13 protein-coding genes and 1 pseudogene are annotated in these 17031 nt (G+C 38.9%); 9 read left to right on the top strand and 5 right to left on the bottom strand.

Features of this window, described 5'->3' with window-relative positions:
• Position 1 precedes the first annotated feature (1 nt).
• Entirely contained in the window at positions 2 to 1441 is a 1440-nt protein-coding gene (locus M948_RS41040) for a sodium:solute symporter family protein (protein WP_021292452.1), read from the top strand.
• Positions 1442 to 1471: 30 nt separating this feature from the next.
• Here the strand turns inward: M948_RS41040 and M948_RS41035 are convergent, their stop codons facing one another.
• Positions 1472 to 2017, bottom strand: coding sequence for a GNAT family N-acetyltransferase (locus M948_RS41035; protein WP_021292451.1), 546 nt, complete (start codon positions 2015 to 2017; stop codon positions 1472 to 1474).
• Between the two features lie 141 nt (positions 2018 to 2158).
• Here M948_RS41035 and M948_RS41030 point away from each other — a divergent pair, with 141 nt between their 5' ends.
• The 5 genes from M948_RS41030 to M948_RS41010 all read left to right on the top strand — a co-directional run bounded on the left by M948_RS41030 (position 2159) and on the right by M948_RS41010 (position 7490).
• A complete protein-coding gene (locus M948_RS41030) occupies positions 2159 to 2746 on the top strand; it encodes a TetR/AcrR family transcriptional regulator (protein ID WP_021292450.1) in 588 nt (195 codons plus the stop codon).
• Between the two features lie 27 nt (positions 2747 to 2773).
• Positions 2774 to 4111: a purine-cytosine permease family protein gene (locus M948_RS41025; protein ID WP_021292449.1), complete on the top strand. Its 1338-nt coding sequence runs from the start codon at positions 2774 to 2776 to the stop codon at positions 4109 to 4111.
• Positions 4108 to 5199, top strand: a complete 1092-nt coding sequence (locus M948_RS41020; protein WP_021292448.1) for a DUF917 domain-containing protein — start codon at positions 4108 to 4110, stop codon at positions 5197 to 5199. The genes M948_RS41025 and M948_RS41020 overlap by 4 nt, the downstream gene beginning before the upstream one ends.
• Before the next feature lie 2 nt (positions 5200 to 5201).
• Positions 5202 to 6767, top strand: a complete 1566-nt coding sequence (locus M948_RS41015) for a hydantoinase/oxoprolinase family protein (RefSeq protein WP_021292447.1) — start codon at positions 5202 to 5204, stop codon at positions 6765 to 6767.
• Between the two features lie 159 nt (positions 6768 to 6926).
• Positions 6927 to 7490 (top strand): GNAT family N-acetyltransferase, encoded by a 564-nt coding sequence (locus tag M948_RS41010; protein WP_021292446.1) that lies wholly within the window; start codon positions 6927 to 6929, stop codon positions 7488 to 7490.
• A gap of 453 nt (positions 7491 to 7943) precedes the next feature.
• Here M948_RS41010 and M948_RS41005 read toward each other — a convergent pair whose 3' ends face one another.
• Positions 7944 to 9152, bottom strand: a complete 1209-nt coding sequence (locus M948_RS41005) for an iron-containing alcohol dehydrogenase (protein WP_021292445.1) — start codon at positions 9150 to 9152, stop codon at positions 7944 to 7946.
• Positions 9153 to 9173: 21 nt separating this feature from the next.
• The gene (betB, locus tag M948_RS41000; protein ID WP_021292444.1) at positions 9174 to 10643 is read right to left on the bottom strand and encodes a betaine-aldehyde dehydrogenase; all 1470 of its coding nucleotides are present in this window, start codon (positions 10641 to 10643) and stop codon (positions 9174 to 9176) included.
• 332 nt (positions 10644 to 10975) lie between these two features.
• Between betB and M948_RS40995 the strand changes: the two genes are divergently transcribed.
• The 3 genes from M948_RS40995 (at position 10976) to M948_RS40985 (ending at position 13916) form a co-directional block, all read left to right on the top strand.
• Positions 10976 to 11539 carry a choline uptake/conversion transcriptional regulator CudC gene (locus M948_RS40995; RefSeq protein ID WP_021292443.1) on the top strand — a complete coding sequence of 188 codons (564 nt, stop codon included), beginning with the start codon at positions 10976 to 10978 and terminating at the stop codon, positions 11537 to 11539.
• Positions 11540 to 11561: 22 nt separating this feature from the next.
• A complete protein-coding gene (locus tag M948_RS40990; RefSeq protein WP_021292442.1) occupies positions 11562 to 12458 on the top strand; it encodes a glycine betaine ABC transporter substrate-binding protein in 897 nt (298 codons plus the stop codon).
• A 165-nt stretch (positions 12459 to 12623) separates the two neighbouring features.
• Complete coding sequence (locus tag M948_RS40985) at positions 12624 to 13916, top strand: M20 family metallo-hydrolase (protein WP_021292441.1); 1293 nt, start codon at positions 12624 to 12626, stop codon at positions 13914 to 13916.
• Positions 13917 to 13964: 48 nt separating this feature from the next.
• Here M948_RS40985 and M948_RS40980 read toward each other — a convergent pair whose 3' ends face one another.
• Positions 13965 to 15185, bottom strand: a complete 1221-nt coding sequence (locus M948_RS40980; RefSeq protein WP_021292440.1) for an EAL domain-containing protein — start codon at positions 15183 to 15185, stop codon at positions 13965 to 13967.
• 727 nt (positions 15186 to 15912) lie between these two features.
• Positions 15913 to 17031: pseudogene (locus M948_RS40975) on the bottom strand (collagen-like protein); the annotation flags it as partial.

Raw genomic sequence — 17031 nt, 5'->3', positions numbered from 1 at the left:
TATGTTTACTGAACAGGAACGTTTCATGTTGTCAATTATTGTAGTTGTATACTTCTGTCTTTTATTTGTGTTTTCTTTATATATAAACCAGCGAAAAATCAAAACCTATGAAGATTATAATGTAGCAGGCAGATCTGTTTCGATGTTTCCAATCGTTTTAACCTTTGTTGGTACAGCGATTGGTGGTTCTATTTTGCTAGGGTTTATGGAAAATGGATATCGCCTTGGTATGGGGCAACATTGGCTAAATGCGGGTATTTTAATAACTGGGATTATTACGGCTTCTTTTTTAGTGAAGAAAATTCGGCAAATAGGGGAAAAACATCATATGGTGACGTTGGGCGATTTTACGGCACTACGATATGGAGAAGGGGCAAGGATTCCAACTGTAATTAGTGTTTTGCTTGCATACTGTGCGATTACAGGAATGCAATTTGTGGCAATAGCCACCATTCTAAATTTAACTCTTGGTTTAAGTATGACCGTTGGAATTATTATTAGTTGGCTATTATTAACTGCAAAGACTTATTTTGGGGGATTAAAGTCTGTCGTTTGGCAAGATGCTGTACACGGTACGATTCAGACGATAGGAATTGTTGTGCTTTTTATCGTCATTCTTTGGGTTTCTGGAGACTGGGAGGGGATTGCCGCAAATGCGATAGAAATGGGGGAATCAGCAAGTTTGAGCGTGATGAACATATCTGTTAGTGAAGTACTTGTATATCTCTTTACAATAGGTGGTTATCAATTTGTAAGACAAGATTTATGGCAGCGATTTTGGGCAGCGAAAGATTACAAAACAGCAATGTATGGCTATTGGATTTCCATTATGCTTGCTTTTCTCATCGGTGTCATGGTTATTGTGATAGGGGTACTTACAAAATATGGGCTGCAAATGACTACCATTGCTCCTTCCCTAGTATATTATGAATCGATAGGCGCCGTTTTTCAATTCCCGCTTGTAGCAATTATGATTATTGCTCTCATGGCAACGATTATTTCATGTGCGGATTCCTTCTTCATGGCTGCTTCCTCTTCAATAATTAATGATATCATCAAACCCTGTATGAACCATGCATCTGAGCAAAAGATGCTTAAGTATAGTCGTTACTCAGTCATTTTTGTATCAATTATTGCATTATTCCTTGCGTTATACATGCCACAGCTCGTTGTTCTGTGGGTAATTGGTACAGCAATGCTCGTCTCTGGATTATTAGCACCTGCCGTAATTGGATTGTTTTGGAAAGGTGCGACCCAAACGGCGGGTATTTCAGCAATGTGGATCGGATTGTGCCTTGCAGTTGTTTGGCAGCTAGCTGGTCATCCCTTTGGTATTCATCCGGTATTTATTGGTTTACCATTGTCTACCCTCACACTTATTTTTGTGTCGTGGCTAACAAAAGCCGACGCTGCATCGAATATTTGGACAGAAGCAAAATAAATGATGAGTAAAACCCCCGGTTGCCTTTGGTTAGCTAGGGGTTTTACTTATTTTGTATAAGATATGTTGTTTTAAAGGGTTACCAGCTTCTATATTCGGATGTTGGAATTCCTTTATTTTTTCCATACCGATGCGCTCCATTACTTTTTCAGACGGCTTGTTTATTTTTGCTGTAAAGGAGTAAATAGTTGATAGATGAAAGTCATCGAAGGCATGCTGTAAGCAAGCTGTTGCTCCCTCGACTGCATAGCCTTTTTTCCAATACGTTTTATCTAACCTCCAACCAATTTCAACCTCATGTTTGAATTCGACATTCATATTTATGGTAGCTAAGCCGATAAAACCGATAAATTGTTGATCTTCTAACCGGTCCACTGCATAAATTCCGTAACCTTTATCATCCATATGCTTTTCAAATCGCTTAATTAACCAATCTGACCTTTCTTTGGATAGTGGTGTTGGAAAATACCGCATGACTTCAGGATCTGCATTCATGGCTGCGAATGGCTCCCTGTCAGATGCTTGCCAACTTCGAAAACCTAGACGCTCCGTTTTGAATAAGTAAGAGGGGCCCATTATCATTCTCCTTTCCTTGAGCGATTTTTCTTAAGACTTCATTATAACAAAAATTTTACTAGATTGAATTATATAAAAATTTATTGACTTCTTTTCGATAGACTCTTATAATCTACCTAACGATTGTTAGGTGGTGATATAGTGGAGAAAAAATTAATAGACGCTGCTTTACGCCAGTATGCTTTACATGGGTACCATGGAGCTACAATGAGAAAAATTGCTTCCGAAGTGGGAATAAAGCCAGCTTCCATTTATTTCTTTTATGAAAATAAGGAAACACTGTTTATAGCAGCGTTCCATCAATTATTGGAAAATCATTTTAACGAAATGCAACGGATACGACATCGATATCAAGACAAGTCGGTAGAGCAAATTTTTTCTGCCATGCTCCATGGAATTGTTGCTCACCACAAAGGAGATGAACAAGGAACAACTGCGTATATCTCCCTTGTCACATCACCTATCACAGAAATAAAAAAGGATTTACATGATCATATGCAGCGTTATAATGATTGGTTAGTTGAATCGTTAGAAAATGCATTAAAAAGTAGTTATCCATTGATGTCATCTAAGGAAGTAGATCGAGTAATAAAACAGTTTGTCCTTATTGGTAATGGGGTTTTTTGGGGAATTAAACTATATGAAGGAGAAGGTTTTGAGGAACAAGTTCGTCTTGCGGATCAGATGCTTCATACATTGTTTGCAGAGTTAAAGGAAACATACGCATAAGAATAAAATGTAAGCAGGGGGGATATCATGAGTGAACGTTTTGAATTAGTCGAAGATTATGAGCTAGAACCAGTACCCGAAAGTAAACGAAAGGGATGGGTGAAGCTATCGATTGTGTGGATGGGGGGAATAGTTGCCTTATCAGCAATTGTTTTAGGAGGAACGCTAGGGGCAGGGATGCCATTTGGCCAGGCAATCCTTGCATCATTTCTTGGATCGTTTATTTTAGCTGTTATAAGTGCGCTCTGCTGTGTCGTAGGTGCAAGAACAGGAATATCTACCCCCTTAGTATCTAAATTTGCATTGGGTAATTATGGATCCTATGCAGTTTCAGTGATTATTGCGATTTCCTTATTTGGGTGGTTCGGTGTACAACTTGACCTATTTGGTGCAAGCCTACATCATGTTCTTCAGAATGGATTAAATATAAGTATTTCCCCACTATTTCTTGTCCTTATTGGTGGGTTACTTATGACAACGACGGCATTCATTGGTTACAAGGCAATTGAGAAGCTAAGTTTACTAGCAGTACCTCTGTTAGGATTATTACTAACTTTTTCGTTAATCCGAGTCATGAGTGAAAAAACATTCTCAGGAATGTCATTGGCCCCTATTGAAGGAGAAGCCATAACTTTTGGTGCTGCAGTTTCATTAATTATTGGTTCGCTTGCGATAGGAGCAATCATTGGTCCAGATATCTCGAGATATGCTCGATCTACAAAGGATGCCATTATTTCGTCTTTTATCGGTTATTTTATGGGATTTAGTATTGTGCTGATTATTGCGATTACACTAGCCAAAGCGACGGCGCAAGTAGATATTGTAGAAATTATGCTCGGGCTTGGCTGGGGTACCGCTGCGTTACTTGTATTAATTTTAGCGCAATGGACAACGAATGATAATAATTTATATTCTTCGGCACTTGGGTTTGCGGTGATTTTTCCGAACATTCCTAAATCAATATTGACAATCGGAGCAGGAACGATTGGGACAGCAATGGCTGTATTTGGTATTTATGATAATTTCATCCCATTTTTAAATTTTTTAAGTGCCTTCATTCCACCTATTGGAGGGATATACGTTGCTGATTATATGATTCATCGAAATAAATACGATTATAAAAAACTAAATAAGACCAAAAATATCGAGATTGTAGGTATGGGTGTATGGTTCATCTCCTCTTTTTTTGCTTTTATGACTACCCCCGCACCGACTGGTTTTGGTCTTTTGTCTTTAACAGGAGCACCAGGTTTGGATGCCTTTTTAATTGCTTTTCTACTACAACTTATATTAGGAAGGCTTTTTAAGAATACGAAAGAGGATCCAAATACATTGTTGAAAGTTGAAGGAGGAACAATAGAATGAGATACATTGGTAAACAAGAAATAGAAGATATAGCTGTTGGAGCGGCCTTATTAGGAACAGGTGGTGGAGGAGATCCTTATATTGGAAAGTTAATGGCTCTACAGGCAATTGAGGAAAAAGGGCCAATTCAGTTATTGTCAGTGGAAGAAGTGCCTGATGATGCATTAGTAGTTCCTTCTGCTATGATGGGGGCACCAACCGTCATGATTGAAAAGGTACCTAGTGGGAAAGAAGCAGTCGGAGCTTTTGAGTCTTTGCAAGCTTATCTTGGAAAAAATGTCTTTGCAACAATGCCAATAGAAGCAGGGGGTGTGAATTCATTATTACCATTTGCTTTAGCTGCAGAGTTGGGGTTGCCAGTCATTGACGCAGATGGGATGGGTCGTGCTTTTCCGGAACTACAAATGGTAACATTCTTTTTAGAGGGAATATCTGCTACTCCGATGGTATTGGCAGATGAAAAAGGTAACAGCTCATTACTTCAAACGGTTAACAATGTTTGGGCGGAGAGAATAGCCCGCTCGGCAACGGTTGAGATGGGTGGTTCTGTTATGTTGTCGATATATCCGATGGAGGGAAAACAAGTAAAACAGAGCGCAATTCATCAAATATTGCAGTTGGAAGAGCGAATTGGAAGAACCATTCGAGAGGCAAAACAATTCGATTATGACCCCATTGCTGAAATATTATCAATTACGAACGGTTTTCAACTATTTCAAGGAAAGGTAATTGATATTGATCGTAAAACAGAATCTGGATTTGCACGTGGTATGGCAACTATAGAAGGAACAGATAATTATCAAGACCAGCAATTGTATTTAAAATTTCAAAATGAACATTTATTAGCTGAAACCAAAGATAACGTATTATGTATGACTCCTGATTTAATCGCTGTTCTTGATTCAGATACTGGGCTACCAATTACGACAGAAGGGTTACGATATGGATCTCGCTGCGTCGTTATCGGATTACCGTGTGATAGGAAATGGAGGACTGAAAAAGGGATAGAAACGACAGGCCCTAGATATTTTGGATATGATCTAGATTACACTCCAGTAGAAAAATTAATGTGTATGGAGGAGGAATGAAGATGAGAAGTTATCGTATTGGCATTGATGTAGGCGGGACACATACAGACGCAGTGATGTTAGATGAATTCTATCAAGTAATTGCTGAAACAAAAGCGCCTACTACAACAGATGTGAGTAAGGGAATCTATCATGCTCTAAAAGAGGTAGTTATGAATGCTAATGTTCCTTTAGAACAAATAAACTATGCGATGTTAGGTACAACCCATTGTACAAACGCAATCGTTGAAAGGAAAAGGCTAAATCAAATCGCAGTTATTCGGATTGGCGCTCCAGCGACATTAGCAATTAAGCCATTAATGGGAGTTCCAGAAGACTTACAAGAAATATTAGGGAAGTATATGTACATTGTCGAGGGCGGCCATGAATTTGATGGTCGGGAAATCGCTCGTCTTGATGAAGAAGAAATCTATCGAATTGCAAACAACGTAAAAGGGAAAGTAGATTCAATCGCGATAACATCTGTTTTCTCTCCTGTGTCAAATGCACATGAACAGCGAACGGCAGAAATTTTACACGAAGTGCTTGGTGATGAGTTGGAACTATCGCTATCAAGTGAAATTGGTAATGTAGGCCTTTTAGAAAGAGAGAATGCAACGATTTTAAATGCTGCCGTAGTGAATGTTGCAAAGGAAACTGCAAATGGTTTTATTGATGCATTAAAACAAGAGAATATCGATGCTAAGGTTTTCTTTGGGCAAAATGATGGTACATTAATGTCTGTTGAATATACCGTTCGATACCCCATTCTTACCATTGCCTGTGGACCAACAAATAGTTTGCGAGGAGCGGCCTTTTTAACAAATAAATCAGACGCGGTAGTTATAGATGTAGGTGGTACTACGACAGATATAGGTGTGTTAAGTAATGCTTTTCCTCGCCAATCATCACTTGCTGTCGAAATTGGCGGTGTTCGGACAAACTTCCGTATGCCAGATATATTGTCTGTCGGTCTTGGTGGAGGAACCATTATTCAAGTTTTTGAGGATGGCTCCTTTCAAATCGGACCAGACAGTGTAGGATATAAACTTTCGGAAAAAGCACTAATTTTTGGAGGGGATACACTTACAGCTACCGATGTCATCGTCGCTTTGGGGAGAGCCAATATAGGGGATGCATGTAAAGTCAATCATTTGAGCAAAGATCTACTGCAAGCTATTTATGAGAAGATGGTTTCCATGGTAGAAGAAGCGCTTGATAAAATGAAAACAAGCGCAGACCCAATACCAGTAGTTCTTGTAGGTGGAGGAAGTATTTTGTTACCTGAAGTGCTTAAAGGGGCCTCTGAAGTCATTAAACCAGCGAATTTTGGAGTTGCCAATGCGATAGGTTCAGCTATTTCACAAGTCAGTGGACAGATTGAAAAAATATTTATGTTAGATGAGTTAGGTAGGGAAAAAACAATGGAACGTGCAAAACAGATGGCATTTGAAGAAGCAAAGATAGCTGGAGGAGATCCAGGAGACCTAGTGATTGTAGACATAGAAGATGTGCCACTTGCCTATCTACCAGGAAATGCAACTCGAATACGTGCCAAAGCAGCCGGTTCATTGAAGAAGATGAGCTAATCAAAGAAGCGAGGGTTACAAGACATTGGTAATTCTCGCTATTTTTGTAATAAATCAAGCATAGAGACAAATATCTTAGTTAATGAAATGATGTTTTACCTGAGGGGATAAGTCAATAAAAGAAGATGTTTTTAAGCATCCTAAGAGAGGAGGTATCAGGTGAATTATCAAGAATTTGAAATGAAACAGCCCATCCTCCATACCCCACGCTTAAAACTTCGTAAAATAACCTTAGCAGACCTTCCAGCTATGTTTGCTTACACTTCCTTGGATGAGGTGACAAAGTATTTACCATTTGATACGCACAAACGTGTAGAAGATACAAAGCTATTTATTGATTATGTTCTAGATCAATACACAAATTGCAGGTTAGCACCTTGGGCAATTGAACTACAATCAACAAATACGTTTTTAGGTACGATCGAATATGTATTTTGGGAACAAGAGAATAACACAGCGGAAATAGCATTCGTTCTATCCAATCATTATTGGGGAAGAGGCATCATAACCGAGGCTGCAAGAGAAGTTATTCGATTTGGATTTGAGGAGATGGACTTAGAACGGGTTCAAGCTAGATGTTTTAATGCGAATATTGCCTCCCAAAGAGTCTTAACAAAAAATGGGTTCCAATTCGAAGGTACGCTGCGGAAGCGCTTATTTAGTAAAGGAAAACAACAGGATATTCGGGTGTATTCCTTATTAAGGCAAGAATACAGTATGTAAAATAAGAAAATCTTACGTACTCCTAGTTTTCTCCATTAGCCCATAAAAGTTCGAGAACATGCGGTGATAATAGCTGCCTGTCAGAGATGAAGCAGATTGCCTTCCATCTAGCCAGGGTGAACAAGGTGAAGAAGATACTTTTTCTGTCTTAAGGAACTGTAAAAGGGCGAATGCCCTTCTCCTAAAAAGCTATTCTATGAAAACAATTGTTGGAATAGGGGTAACTGTTTTCATTTCTTCGTAATATTCATACCAACACGTTTGCCGATAAGAGAAAGTGTAAATATTTTTGTTACGATCTGATATTTTGCTTGGACTGTTCAAGTTTGATCGGAATGATGCTTGATTTATCTTTTAGCATATCTTGTACTCCCTTGGTATTACCAAATAGCTGTAAAACAGAGAAAAGCAACCAGGTAGTAGATTAACCATTCTGGTTGCTTTTTTTATCCATTATACAGTTTTAGGTGTTAATCCAAAGCAGCGTTTATAAATCCATTTGTAATCTTTTTCAGTTAAATCACGCGGATTCCCAACTGTTTGTGGATCTTTCATTGCTTCTTTAGATAAGCGGTCAATCATATCAGGAGCTACTCCCTGTTCTTCAAGAGAAGGGATATCTAAATCTTCAGCTAAGCGATACATTTCATTAACAGCTGCTTTAGCAGCCTCTTCGGTTGTCATATGGAATGTATCCACTCCAAGCGCTTGAGCAATACGAGCGAATTTATCTGGGTGCCCTTTCCAGTTATATTCCATTACTGGTCCCATCATTGTTGCAACACATTGTCCATGTGCAACTGGAATAATGCCACCTAACGTTTGTGACATTGCATGTGCTGCTCCAGCAGATTCACTTCCATAGGAAAGTCCAGCTAGCATTGCAGCTTGTGCCATACCATAGCGTGCTTCTAAATCTCCACCATCTGCATATGCACGGCGGATATATTTACCTACGTATTCCACGGCCATTAATGCAACCGCATCTGTTACTGGTTGAGCAAAATGCATAGTATAGCATTCGATTGCATGAGCCAATGCATCAATTCCTGTCATTGCTGTTACATGTGGAGGCATGGATACATGTAATTCTGGATCAAGGATAGTGAGATGTGCAGCGATTAATGGCCCGCCTGTATTGAATTTAAACTCGCGTTCTTCATCGGTAATTACTGCCCATTGAGTAACTTCTGATCCTGTTCCAGCAGTTGTTGGAATGGTGGTCAAAGGTGGGATACGATTTTCTAATGGTTTTTTCCCTTCCGCCGCTTCGTAATCTAGCACACTACCTTCATGAGTTGCTTCTACACCAATACCTTTCGCAGTATCCATAGAGCTTCCTCCACCAACAGCGACTAAGCCATTACATCCTTCATCTTTAAATACTTTTGATCCTTCAGCTATTAGGCGTACAGGTGGGTTTGGTTCTACTTTATTAAAAACGACAACTTCAATTCCAGCTTCCTTTAGATGCTTCTCTACTGGTTGAGTTACTCCTGCTTTATAGATTCCAGGGTCTGTTACTAGAAGTGCTTTGGTTACACCAAGATTTTTTACTTCTTCACCAATATGTTTGATTGCCCCGATCCCATGCTTAATTGCTGTAGGAATTTCAAATGTATGGAAATTATGCATATGTTCGATTTTCATATTTAAACTCATTATTATATTCCTCCTTAAAGATTAGAACCAATTCATTGCTTCAGGTTTTAAATTTTGAAAAATATGTTTCGTTTCTTGATATTCTTCTAATCCAGCTTTTCCAAGTTCACGTCCGATTCCAGATTGTTTAAATCCGCCCCAAGGTGCATGTGGGAAATAAAGGTTGAATTCGTTAATCCAAACTGTCCCCATCCGCATTTTAGCAACACATCGTTCTGCTTTGGCAATATCATTCGTCCAAACTCCGCCAGATAGACCATAAATAGAATCATTTGCTAGAGTAATAGCTTCTGCTTCGGTTTGGAAAGTTTCTACTGTAATAACAGGCCCAAATCCTTCTTCCTGAACCACATGCATCTCCGTTGTACAATTTGTAAGTACAGTTGGAAGATAGAAAAAACCTTGTTGCAGTGCTGGGTTATTCGGACGTTTTCCACCTACTGCCACAGTAGCACCTTCTTGCTTTCCCGTTTCCACATAATGAATTACTTTATTTAAATGTTCTTCAGAAATTAATGGACCCATTTGCGTATTCTTATCAAAACCGCTACCTAATTTAATGTTTTCGACCCGTTGAACTAGCTTCTCAATAAACTTGTCATGAATGGTTTCTTCAACAATTAGTCTTGTTCCCGCAGAACAAATTTGCCCGGCGTGAAAGTACACCGCATTTAATGCTTGATCAACTGCAGTATCAAAGTCAGCATCTGCAAAGATAATATTTGGATTCTTTCCACCCAGTTCCAGTGCTATGTTTTTTACATTCGCACTTGCTGCTTGCATAATCTTTTTCCCAGTAGCAATGCCACCAGTAAATGATATAAGGTCTACTTCCTCATTAGCAGATAACTCCGCACCAACGGATTCGCCTGGTCCAAGAATTAAATTAATGACCCCAGATGGAACTCCAGCTTCTTCCATTAATTCGAATACTTTCACTGTAGTTAATGGTGTGATTTCACTTGGTTTCATAATAAGTGTATTTCCTGCGACTAATGCTGGTGCTAGTTTCCAAGATGCTTGTAATAGTGGATAATTCCATGGCGTGATTTGCCCACAAACGCCAACGGGCTCATGTACCACTTTACTTATCGTATTTGGTATAGGAGAGTCAATGATTTCTCCTCCGTTTTTATCTGCAAGTTGAGCATAATAACGAAAGACTCCAGCAATATCTTCCATATCGCCGCGGCTCTCCTCAACGGTTTTTCCAGTGTCGAGGGATTCCAGCTTAGCTAATTCTTCTTTGTCTCTTTCAATTAATTCTGCAATGATATGAACAATATGTCCCCGTTCTGTTGCAGGGGTTGCAGCCCATTTCCCAGAATCAAACGCTTCCCTCGCTGCATTAATCGCTGCCTTTGTGTCAGTTTCATCACTTTCCGTAACGGTAGCAATGATTTCTTGATTAAAAGGATTAATGATGTCTCTCGTGGCATTTGAATGGGAAGCTACCCATTCACCATTAATATAATTTTTTTTGAAGTCCAAAGGGAAAAAACCTCCTTCATCCGTTAATTTTGTTAAATAATTATTTAACGTTTTGAACAAATTAAATGTAACATGGGGAGCAATAGATGTCAAAATGAAACCTTAGTTGTTCATTTAAGGGAATAGTAAGGTTCGTATAGTATAGGATCTACTTTATGTTTTTCATATTTGTTAGATTTTTTTATTTGAATAAGTAAGCCCCGCTTTTGTAGTGCATACGGCGTCGGATTTGTAATATAAATAGTTGACATATATTGAGGATACGTTAACATTAAGTTTGTAAAAAAAATATTTAATATATTAAATTTATTAAAAGTAGGAGGTGAAGATGAATGGCAGCTTCAAATGATGACATGGCTAGGGAGAAGCTGGAAGAGGCCAAGGGATATGTCATTGAAACCATTGCTGAAACAATGGATGTCTATGGTGTAACACCAGCAGCAGGAAAGTTATATGCAACCATGTATTTCAAAGACCAAATGAATCTCGATGAAATGCGGGAGGAACTTGGAATGAGCAAGCCAAGTATGAGTACTAGTGTACGCAAACTTCAAGAAAACGAGATGGTGAAGAAAAAGTTCCAACGCGGTTCTAGAAAGCACACATATGCAGCTGAAAAAGATTTCTTTCATTCCTTTATGTCCTATTTCTGTCAAATGTGGGACCGTGAAGCAAAAATGAATATGGAAGCTATAAAGCAAGCTGAATTTGAACTTGATCAGATATTTGAAGATGAAAATGTGTCGTCAGAGTTAGTTGATGAAGCACGAAAGATCTATGAGCTGCTTGATCAATCAAAAGTGTATTACCGATGGCTTGAACGTTTAGTTGCGAGTATTCGATCTGAGGAAATATATGAGTTTCTGCCGAAAGATCCAGAAGATAAAAATACGTAATGGGGAGAGGATTAGACTATTTATGCGTTTCATTAAAAGTAAACTTCTAGTTATAGGATTAGCAATCGTTGTAGTATTAGCAGCATGTGGAGATAGTACAAATTCAAATTCTGAGAACTCAAACGAAGATACCTCTGAAGATAAAGGTACCATTGAAATGGCTCAAATAAATTGGGCTGAGAATATCGCCGTATCTAATATGTGGAAGGTCATCTTAGAAGATCAAGGATATAAAGTGAATTTGAACTTGCTTGATATGGGTACCATTATGAAAGCTTTGGCGGAAGATGAATTGGATATCAATTTAGAAGTATGGTTACCAGTTCAAGATCAGGCATATTTGCAGCAGTATAAAGATGAGGTATTCTTTTCGGAAGAAACTTGGTATGACAACGCTAAAGTTGGTCTTGTCGTTCCAACATACTTAGAAGATATTAATAGTATTGAGGATCTGAATAAAAATAAAGAAATGTTTGAAGGGGAAATAACAGGTTTTGATCCTGGTGCTGGAACCATGGAAGTTACGGAGGAACTAATTAAAGACTATAATTTGGATTATGAATTGGTTCCTAGCTCTGAACCTGCTATGATTACGGAAATTGATCAGGCAATTAAAAACGAAGAGCCAATTGTTGCACCATTATGGAGTCCGCATCGTGTTTTCTCACAGTATGATCTGAAATATCTAGACGATCCTAAAGAGGTATATGGTGGCGTCGAAAAAATTCATCATGCGACCCGTCAAGGCTTTGCTGATGATTTTCCAGAAGTGAGTCAATGGATGAAAAACTGGAAAATGGATGATGATGCAGTTGGAGAATTAATGACCTATGTCAAAGATGCAGAAGAGCCAATTGATGGTGCAAGAAAATGGGTAGAAGAAAATCAGGACTTGGTAAATGAATGGTTGAATAAATAGATATACAAGGATAGTTAGCTGTCGAGGGATTGGCAGCTTTTCTTGTATAAAACTGAGGTGCACGTTGACCATCGTATTTCGTCCGTTTGACTTATTGACTTTTTGAACAAATTACAATTATTCTATTATTTATAAAATGATGGCTATAGTAGAGGAGCGTTTACGATGGAAAGGGAGAATTTTATTCAAGATCGTTTATTGAAAGAATTCGATGTTCAATTAAATCATAGTGGTATATCTGGTGAACGTATAGCTCAACGTATTAATGAATTGGCTACTATTGGGCGTACAGAAGATGATGGATCCAATCGGGTGGGTTACTCGGAAGAAGAGGTTCAAGCACAAAATCGAGTAGCTGGATGGATGCGTGATGCTGGACTTCAAGTAAGAAGAGATGGGGCCGGTAATTTAATTGGTAGATGGGAAGGAAAAGATCCTACATTACCAGCAATAATGAGTGGCTCGCACGTTGACAGTGTTCCAAATGGTGGACACTTTGATGGCACCCTTGGAGTTCTTGCTGCATTAGAAGTAGCTGAGGCATGGAAGCATACAAATTATCAGCCTATTCGATCTTATGAAGTGGTTGTATTTGCTGATGAAGAGGGTTCGCGTTTTAATGGTGGATTGAATGGTAGTGAAGGAATGATTGGTAATCAAAATCTGGAAGAAAAAAAGAAGCTAACGGATAAGGAAGGATATTGTTTCGAAGAAGTTCTTAACCAGAATCATTTAAGTATCTCAAGTTATCAATCTGCCAAACGAGATATGAATGAAGTTGAAATGTTTGTTGAAGTACATATAGAGCAGGGCAAGCGTTTAGAAAAGCAAGGGATCCCTTGTGGTATTGTGACTGGAATTGCAGGTCCATGTTGGTTAGAAGTTACCTTTATTGGAGATGCTGGTCATGCAGGAAACACCCCTATGGATGATCGCAAAGATGCTTTGGTTGCAGCTAGTAAGTTTATCTATGAAGTCAATCAATTGCCACGTCAAATAAATGACTCTGCAGTCGCTACTGTAGGTAAACAGTTCGTTGAGCCTAATGGCGTTAATGTTATACCAGGAAAAGTGACGTTGTATGTCGATATAAGGGATATTTATCAAGATACAAGAGATGCATTAGTAAATCAGGTATTGGATTTGGCGGAAGAAATTTCAAAATCTTTTCATATTACTTATCATTATCTAGAAAAAACCAGATTTAAACCAATTCCAATTCAAGAAGAAAAGCAACAGCTATTGGCAGAATGTATGGAAGAAGTAGGTGTTAAGCCTTATCGACTACCAAGTGGAGCAGGCCATGATGCGATGATCATAGGAAGACATGTGCCAATTGCGATGATTTTTGTGCAAAGTAAGGACGGAATTAGCCATAATCCCTTAGAATGGTCGAAGTTAAATGACTGTGTACAATCCGTACATGTTTTAAAGAGATTTATCGAAAAGGTACAGTAAGAATGATAAATAATGAAAGAGGTCTTTCAGATAGGAAAGACCTCTTTCTCATAATAATCCATCTTGTTCAAAAAGAAAATTATATGGGATATCGATGAAAATATATAGATGGTCAGAAATAGGGTGAGAATAGGTTCTGATTCGTTCATCTTTTTCAATATCTGTATATAAATCGGACAAGATTCCCTTTTTTTCCATATTCATACGAACGATATTTTCAAAGAAATATGGTCGCCAACTCCAGTTTTTTTGTCTGCCTTCTGCATATAAATACCAACTGCCATCTTCATCCTTCTCTGCATTAGAAGATAATTGAAACCCTGCTTCATTACAAATATAAACTCGAAATGTAAAATCATTACAATCGGATGCAATGGTAAGAATGGTTTCGTCATATGGATCATCTGGATTTATTTTCTTTAAAGTTGTTTTTAGTTGTTCATTAATTGTTTCAGTTAAATCAAGTTGGGCTTTCATTTTCTTTCGCTCAAATGTAATAAAATGATGGAAGTCTTTTTTTACCTTATCCTTACAGTTGTCAGCTGCGATAAAACCAGGCTGCGTTTTTACTAAATAGTTTCCTTGATAATAACGACCACCATTTCTCCAAGCATAATTTAATTGTTGAAATGTAGCTATCCCTTTAAACAATAACGTTGCCCCAATCTTACGTGAAAGCATGGACAATAAATGGTGCACATCTTGATATAGTTGAGGCAAGTCATCATCTTGGAGAAAAGCAACATCAACTTTAATAATATTTGGTTTGATAATGGTTAGTTTATCCAAATTGCCATTTTGTTGACCAACATTATCAATTGCAATTTGTATCCCATATGTTTGAATATACGCAAACAGATGTTTTAGCTCATCAATGTGGCTTGTTACAAAAGATTCGATAAACTGCAGTACAATGTTATTTAGAAGAAGGCCCTGCTCCACATAACCATCCAGCAGTGCTATCATACTGTCTCCATTATCTTTTAAAAGTAATTTGGCATCATAATGAATAAATAAATATTGAGATTGATTTGTAGTTATATATTTATCTAGTACTTTATGAAGTACAGCATTACTAAGCTCTAAACGGAATTCGCTAGGAATGGATTCATCCTGAGCAAACCAACACAGGTTATGTAATTCTTTATCTTCTGTTTGAAAGTACGGTTTTACTTCATAGCCTATAATTAATTGATTTTCTGCACTTATAATCGGATCGAAGTATGGAACGATCTGATCAAGCTTCATCATGATATCTAGTGGGTCCATACAAGTCAACTCCATTATTATCCTTTATACGTACATTATAGCATGTATGGTGTTAACTTCTCATTAGATGAACTAATATTGGTTCCCTAAAAAGAGAGGTGTACTTACCTCTCTATTATTTAGGCTGGTTCAAAATAAAGAGCTCCGGTAAAGGCAAAGGAATTATTTTCTGCTGTCGTGGCTCCAACAACTTCTTGTAACCCACAGATTAATAATCGACCGCCTGCTGAGAATGAGACATTTGGCGTGAAGTGGCAGTTAGAATCGTATCTGCAGGAGTCCTAAATATCCATTTATACTTAATGTTTTTGCTGCAGTTACAGGTATAAAAAGGTTATGGCACCAGTTAATCCAGTTTAATTAACATTATTATAAATCTCATTGATAATTTTTCCACTATCTTGTTTTCCACAACTACAATTGTTCTTCTGTTGGTTACATTTATTGCAATAATTATGCCGCTTTTTTCGATGTGCATGTTTACAATACATACAATTGTATGTATTCGCCGCACAATCACAATTTTTATTTTTATATTTTGGGTATCGATCATTCATATACATATATGTCTACTCCAATTCTACATAAGGTTATTCTCCTATAAAATATGAAAGACTAGACGAATTCGTATCAATCAATAACCTATGTTTTTATGAAAAGTTGAAGGATTTACCAAGATAGAAAACACCATTTAGAAAAAGCTAAATGGTGTTTTCGAAAAATTATTTTATGATAATCTGTGAATGGACCAAACAGTTGCTGTATCAGAGGTTCCACCAAGGTCTAGGTTAATAGTTAAACCATCTGCTTGATAAAACATAGCAACTACATCGCCTGCATTTAATTCTAAGTCTCCTTCTAAAGTGACTTGCCCACTTCCTAGTAATGCTCTTAATGTTAATACTAAAGCAACGTTTACGTTTAATACTGGGAATAAACCAGTTATTAAATCCGTGACAGTAGGAGACGTCCGCTGAACAACAATTGCCGGGTTAATTCCTGCGCCTAATGATACAGTAATTGCCGCCGTTGTAGAATAGCTTATTACAGCCTTTATCGAATATCTACCTGTTACAGGGACAGTATATTCACCTGCTACAGGGTCAAAGTCAGGTGAGGTATAGAACGGACTAGCAACAGACCAGTCTTCTAACTGGGTATCTGCAGTTACTGATGAAGGTGCTCTGTTTGCAGAGAACCCAGTAGCAGTTACGATATCGCCGGTAGGCCCTGTATCGCCGGTAGTTCCCGTGGCGCCAGTCGTACCCGTAGGTCCAGTAGCACCCGTCGCGCCCGTATCCCCTGTCACGCCTGTCGGTCCTTGAGCGCCAGTAGGTCCAGTAGAGCCTGTAATGCTATCCCCAGTGGCTCCAGTGGCGCCCGTATCCCCTGTCACGCCTGTCGGTCCTTGAACGCCGGTTGGCCCAGTAGAGCCTGTAATACTATCCCCAGTGGTTCCAGTTGCGCCGGTATCTCCCGTCGCGCCGGTAGGTCCTTGCAGGCCAGTAGGTCCGGTGGAGCCTGTGATGCTATCCCCAGTGGCCCCCGTATCGCCGGTATCTCCTGTCACGCCTGTCGGTCCTTGAGCGCCAGTAGGTCCAGTAGAGCCTGTAATACTATCCCCAGTGGTTCCAGTTGCGCCGGTAGGTCCTTGCAGGCCAGTAGGTCCGGTGGAGCCTGTGATGCTATCCCCGGTGGCCCCCGTATCGCCGGTATCTCCTGTCACGCCTGTCGGTCCTTGAGCGCCAGTAGGTCCGGTAGAGCCTGTAATACTATCCCCAGTGGTTCCAGTGGCGCCGGTATCTCCCGTCGCGCCGGTAGGTCCTTGCAGGCCAGTAGGTCCGGT

The organism is Virgibacillus sp. CM-4 (assembly GCF_000445495.1).
Lineage (GTDB): Bacteria > Bacillota > Bacilli > Bacillales > Amphibacillaceae > Virgibacillus > Virgibacillus salexigens.
This window is presented reverse-complemented; position numbering and strand designations above follow the sequence as displayed.

What these genes read in the sequence shown, in the direction of transcription:
- M948_RS41025 (WP_021292449.1), top strand. Translation starts at nt 2,774, where the DNA reads ATGAGTGAACGTTTTGAATTAGTCGAAGATTATGAGCTAGAACCAGTA.
- M948_RS40980 (WP_021292440.1), bottom strand. Translation starts at nt 15,185, where the DNA reads ATGGACCCACTAGATATCATGATGAAGCTTGATCAGATCGTTCCATAC.
- M948_RS41040 (WP_021292452.1), top strand. Translation starts at nt 2, where the DNA reads ATGTTTACTGAACAGGAACGTTTCATGTTGTCAATTATTGTAGTTGTA.
- M948_RS41035 (WP_021292451.1), bottom strand. Translation starts at nt 2,017, where the DNA reads ATGGGCCCCTCTTACTTATTCAAAACGGAGCGTCTAGGTTTTCGAAGT.
- M948_RS40995 (WP_021292443.1), top strand. Translation starts at nt 10,976, where the DNA reads ATGGCAGCTTCAAATGATGACATGGCTAGGGAGAAGCTGGAAGAGGCC.
- M948_RS40985 (WP_021292441.1), top strand. Translation starts at nt 12,624, where the DNA reads ATGGAAAGGGAGAATTTTATTCAAGATCGTTTATTGAAAGAATTCGAT.
- M948_RS41015 (WP_021292447.1), top strand. Translation starts at nt 5,202, where the DNA reads ATGAGAAGTTATCGTATTGGCATTGATGTAGGCGGGACACATACAGAC.
- M948_RS40990 (WP_021292442.1), top strand. Translation starts at nt 11,562, where the DNA reads ATGCGTTTCATTAAAAGTAAACTTCTAGTTATAGGATTAGCAATCGTT.
- M948_RS41020 (WP_021292448.1), top strand. Translation starts at nt 4,108, where the DNA reads ATGAGATACATTGGTAAACAAGAAATAGAAGATATAGCTGTTGGAGCG.
- M948_RS41005 (WP_021292445.1), bottom strand. Translation starts at nt 9,152, where the DNA reads ATGAGTTTAAATATGAAAATCGAACATATGCATAATTTCCATACATTT.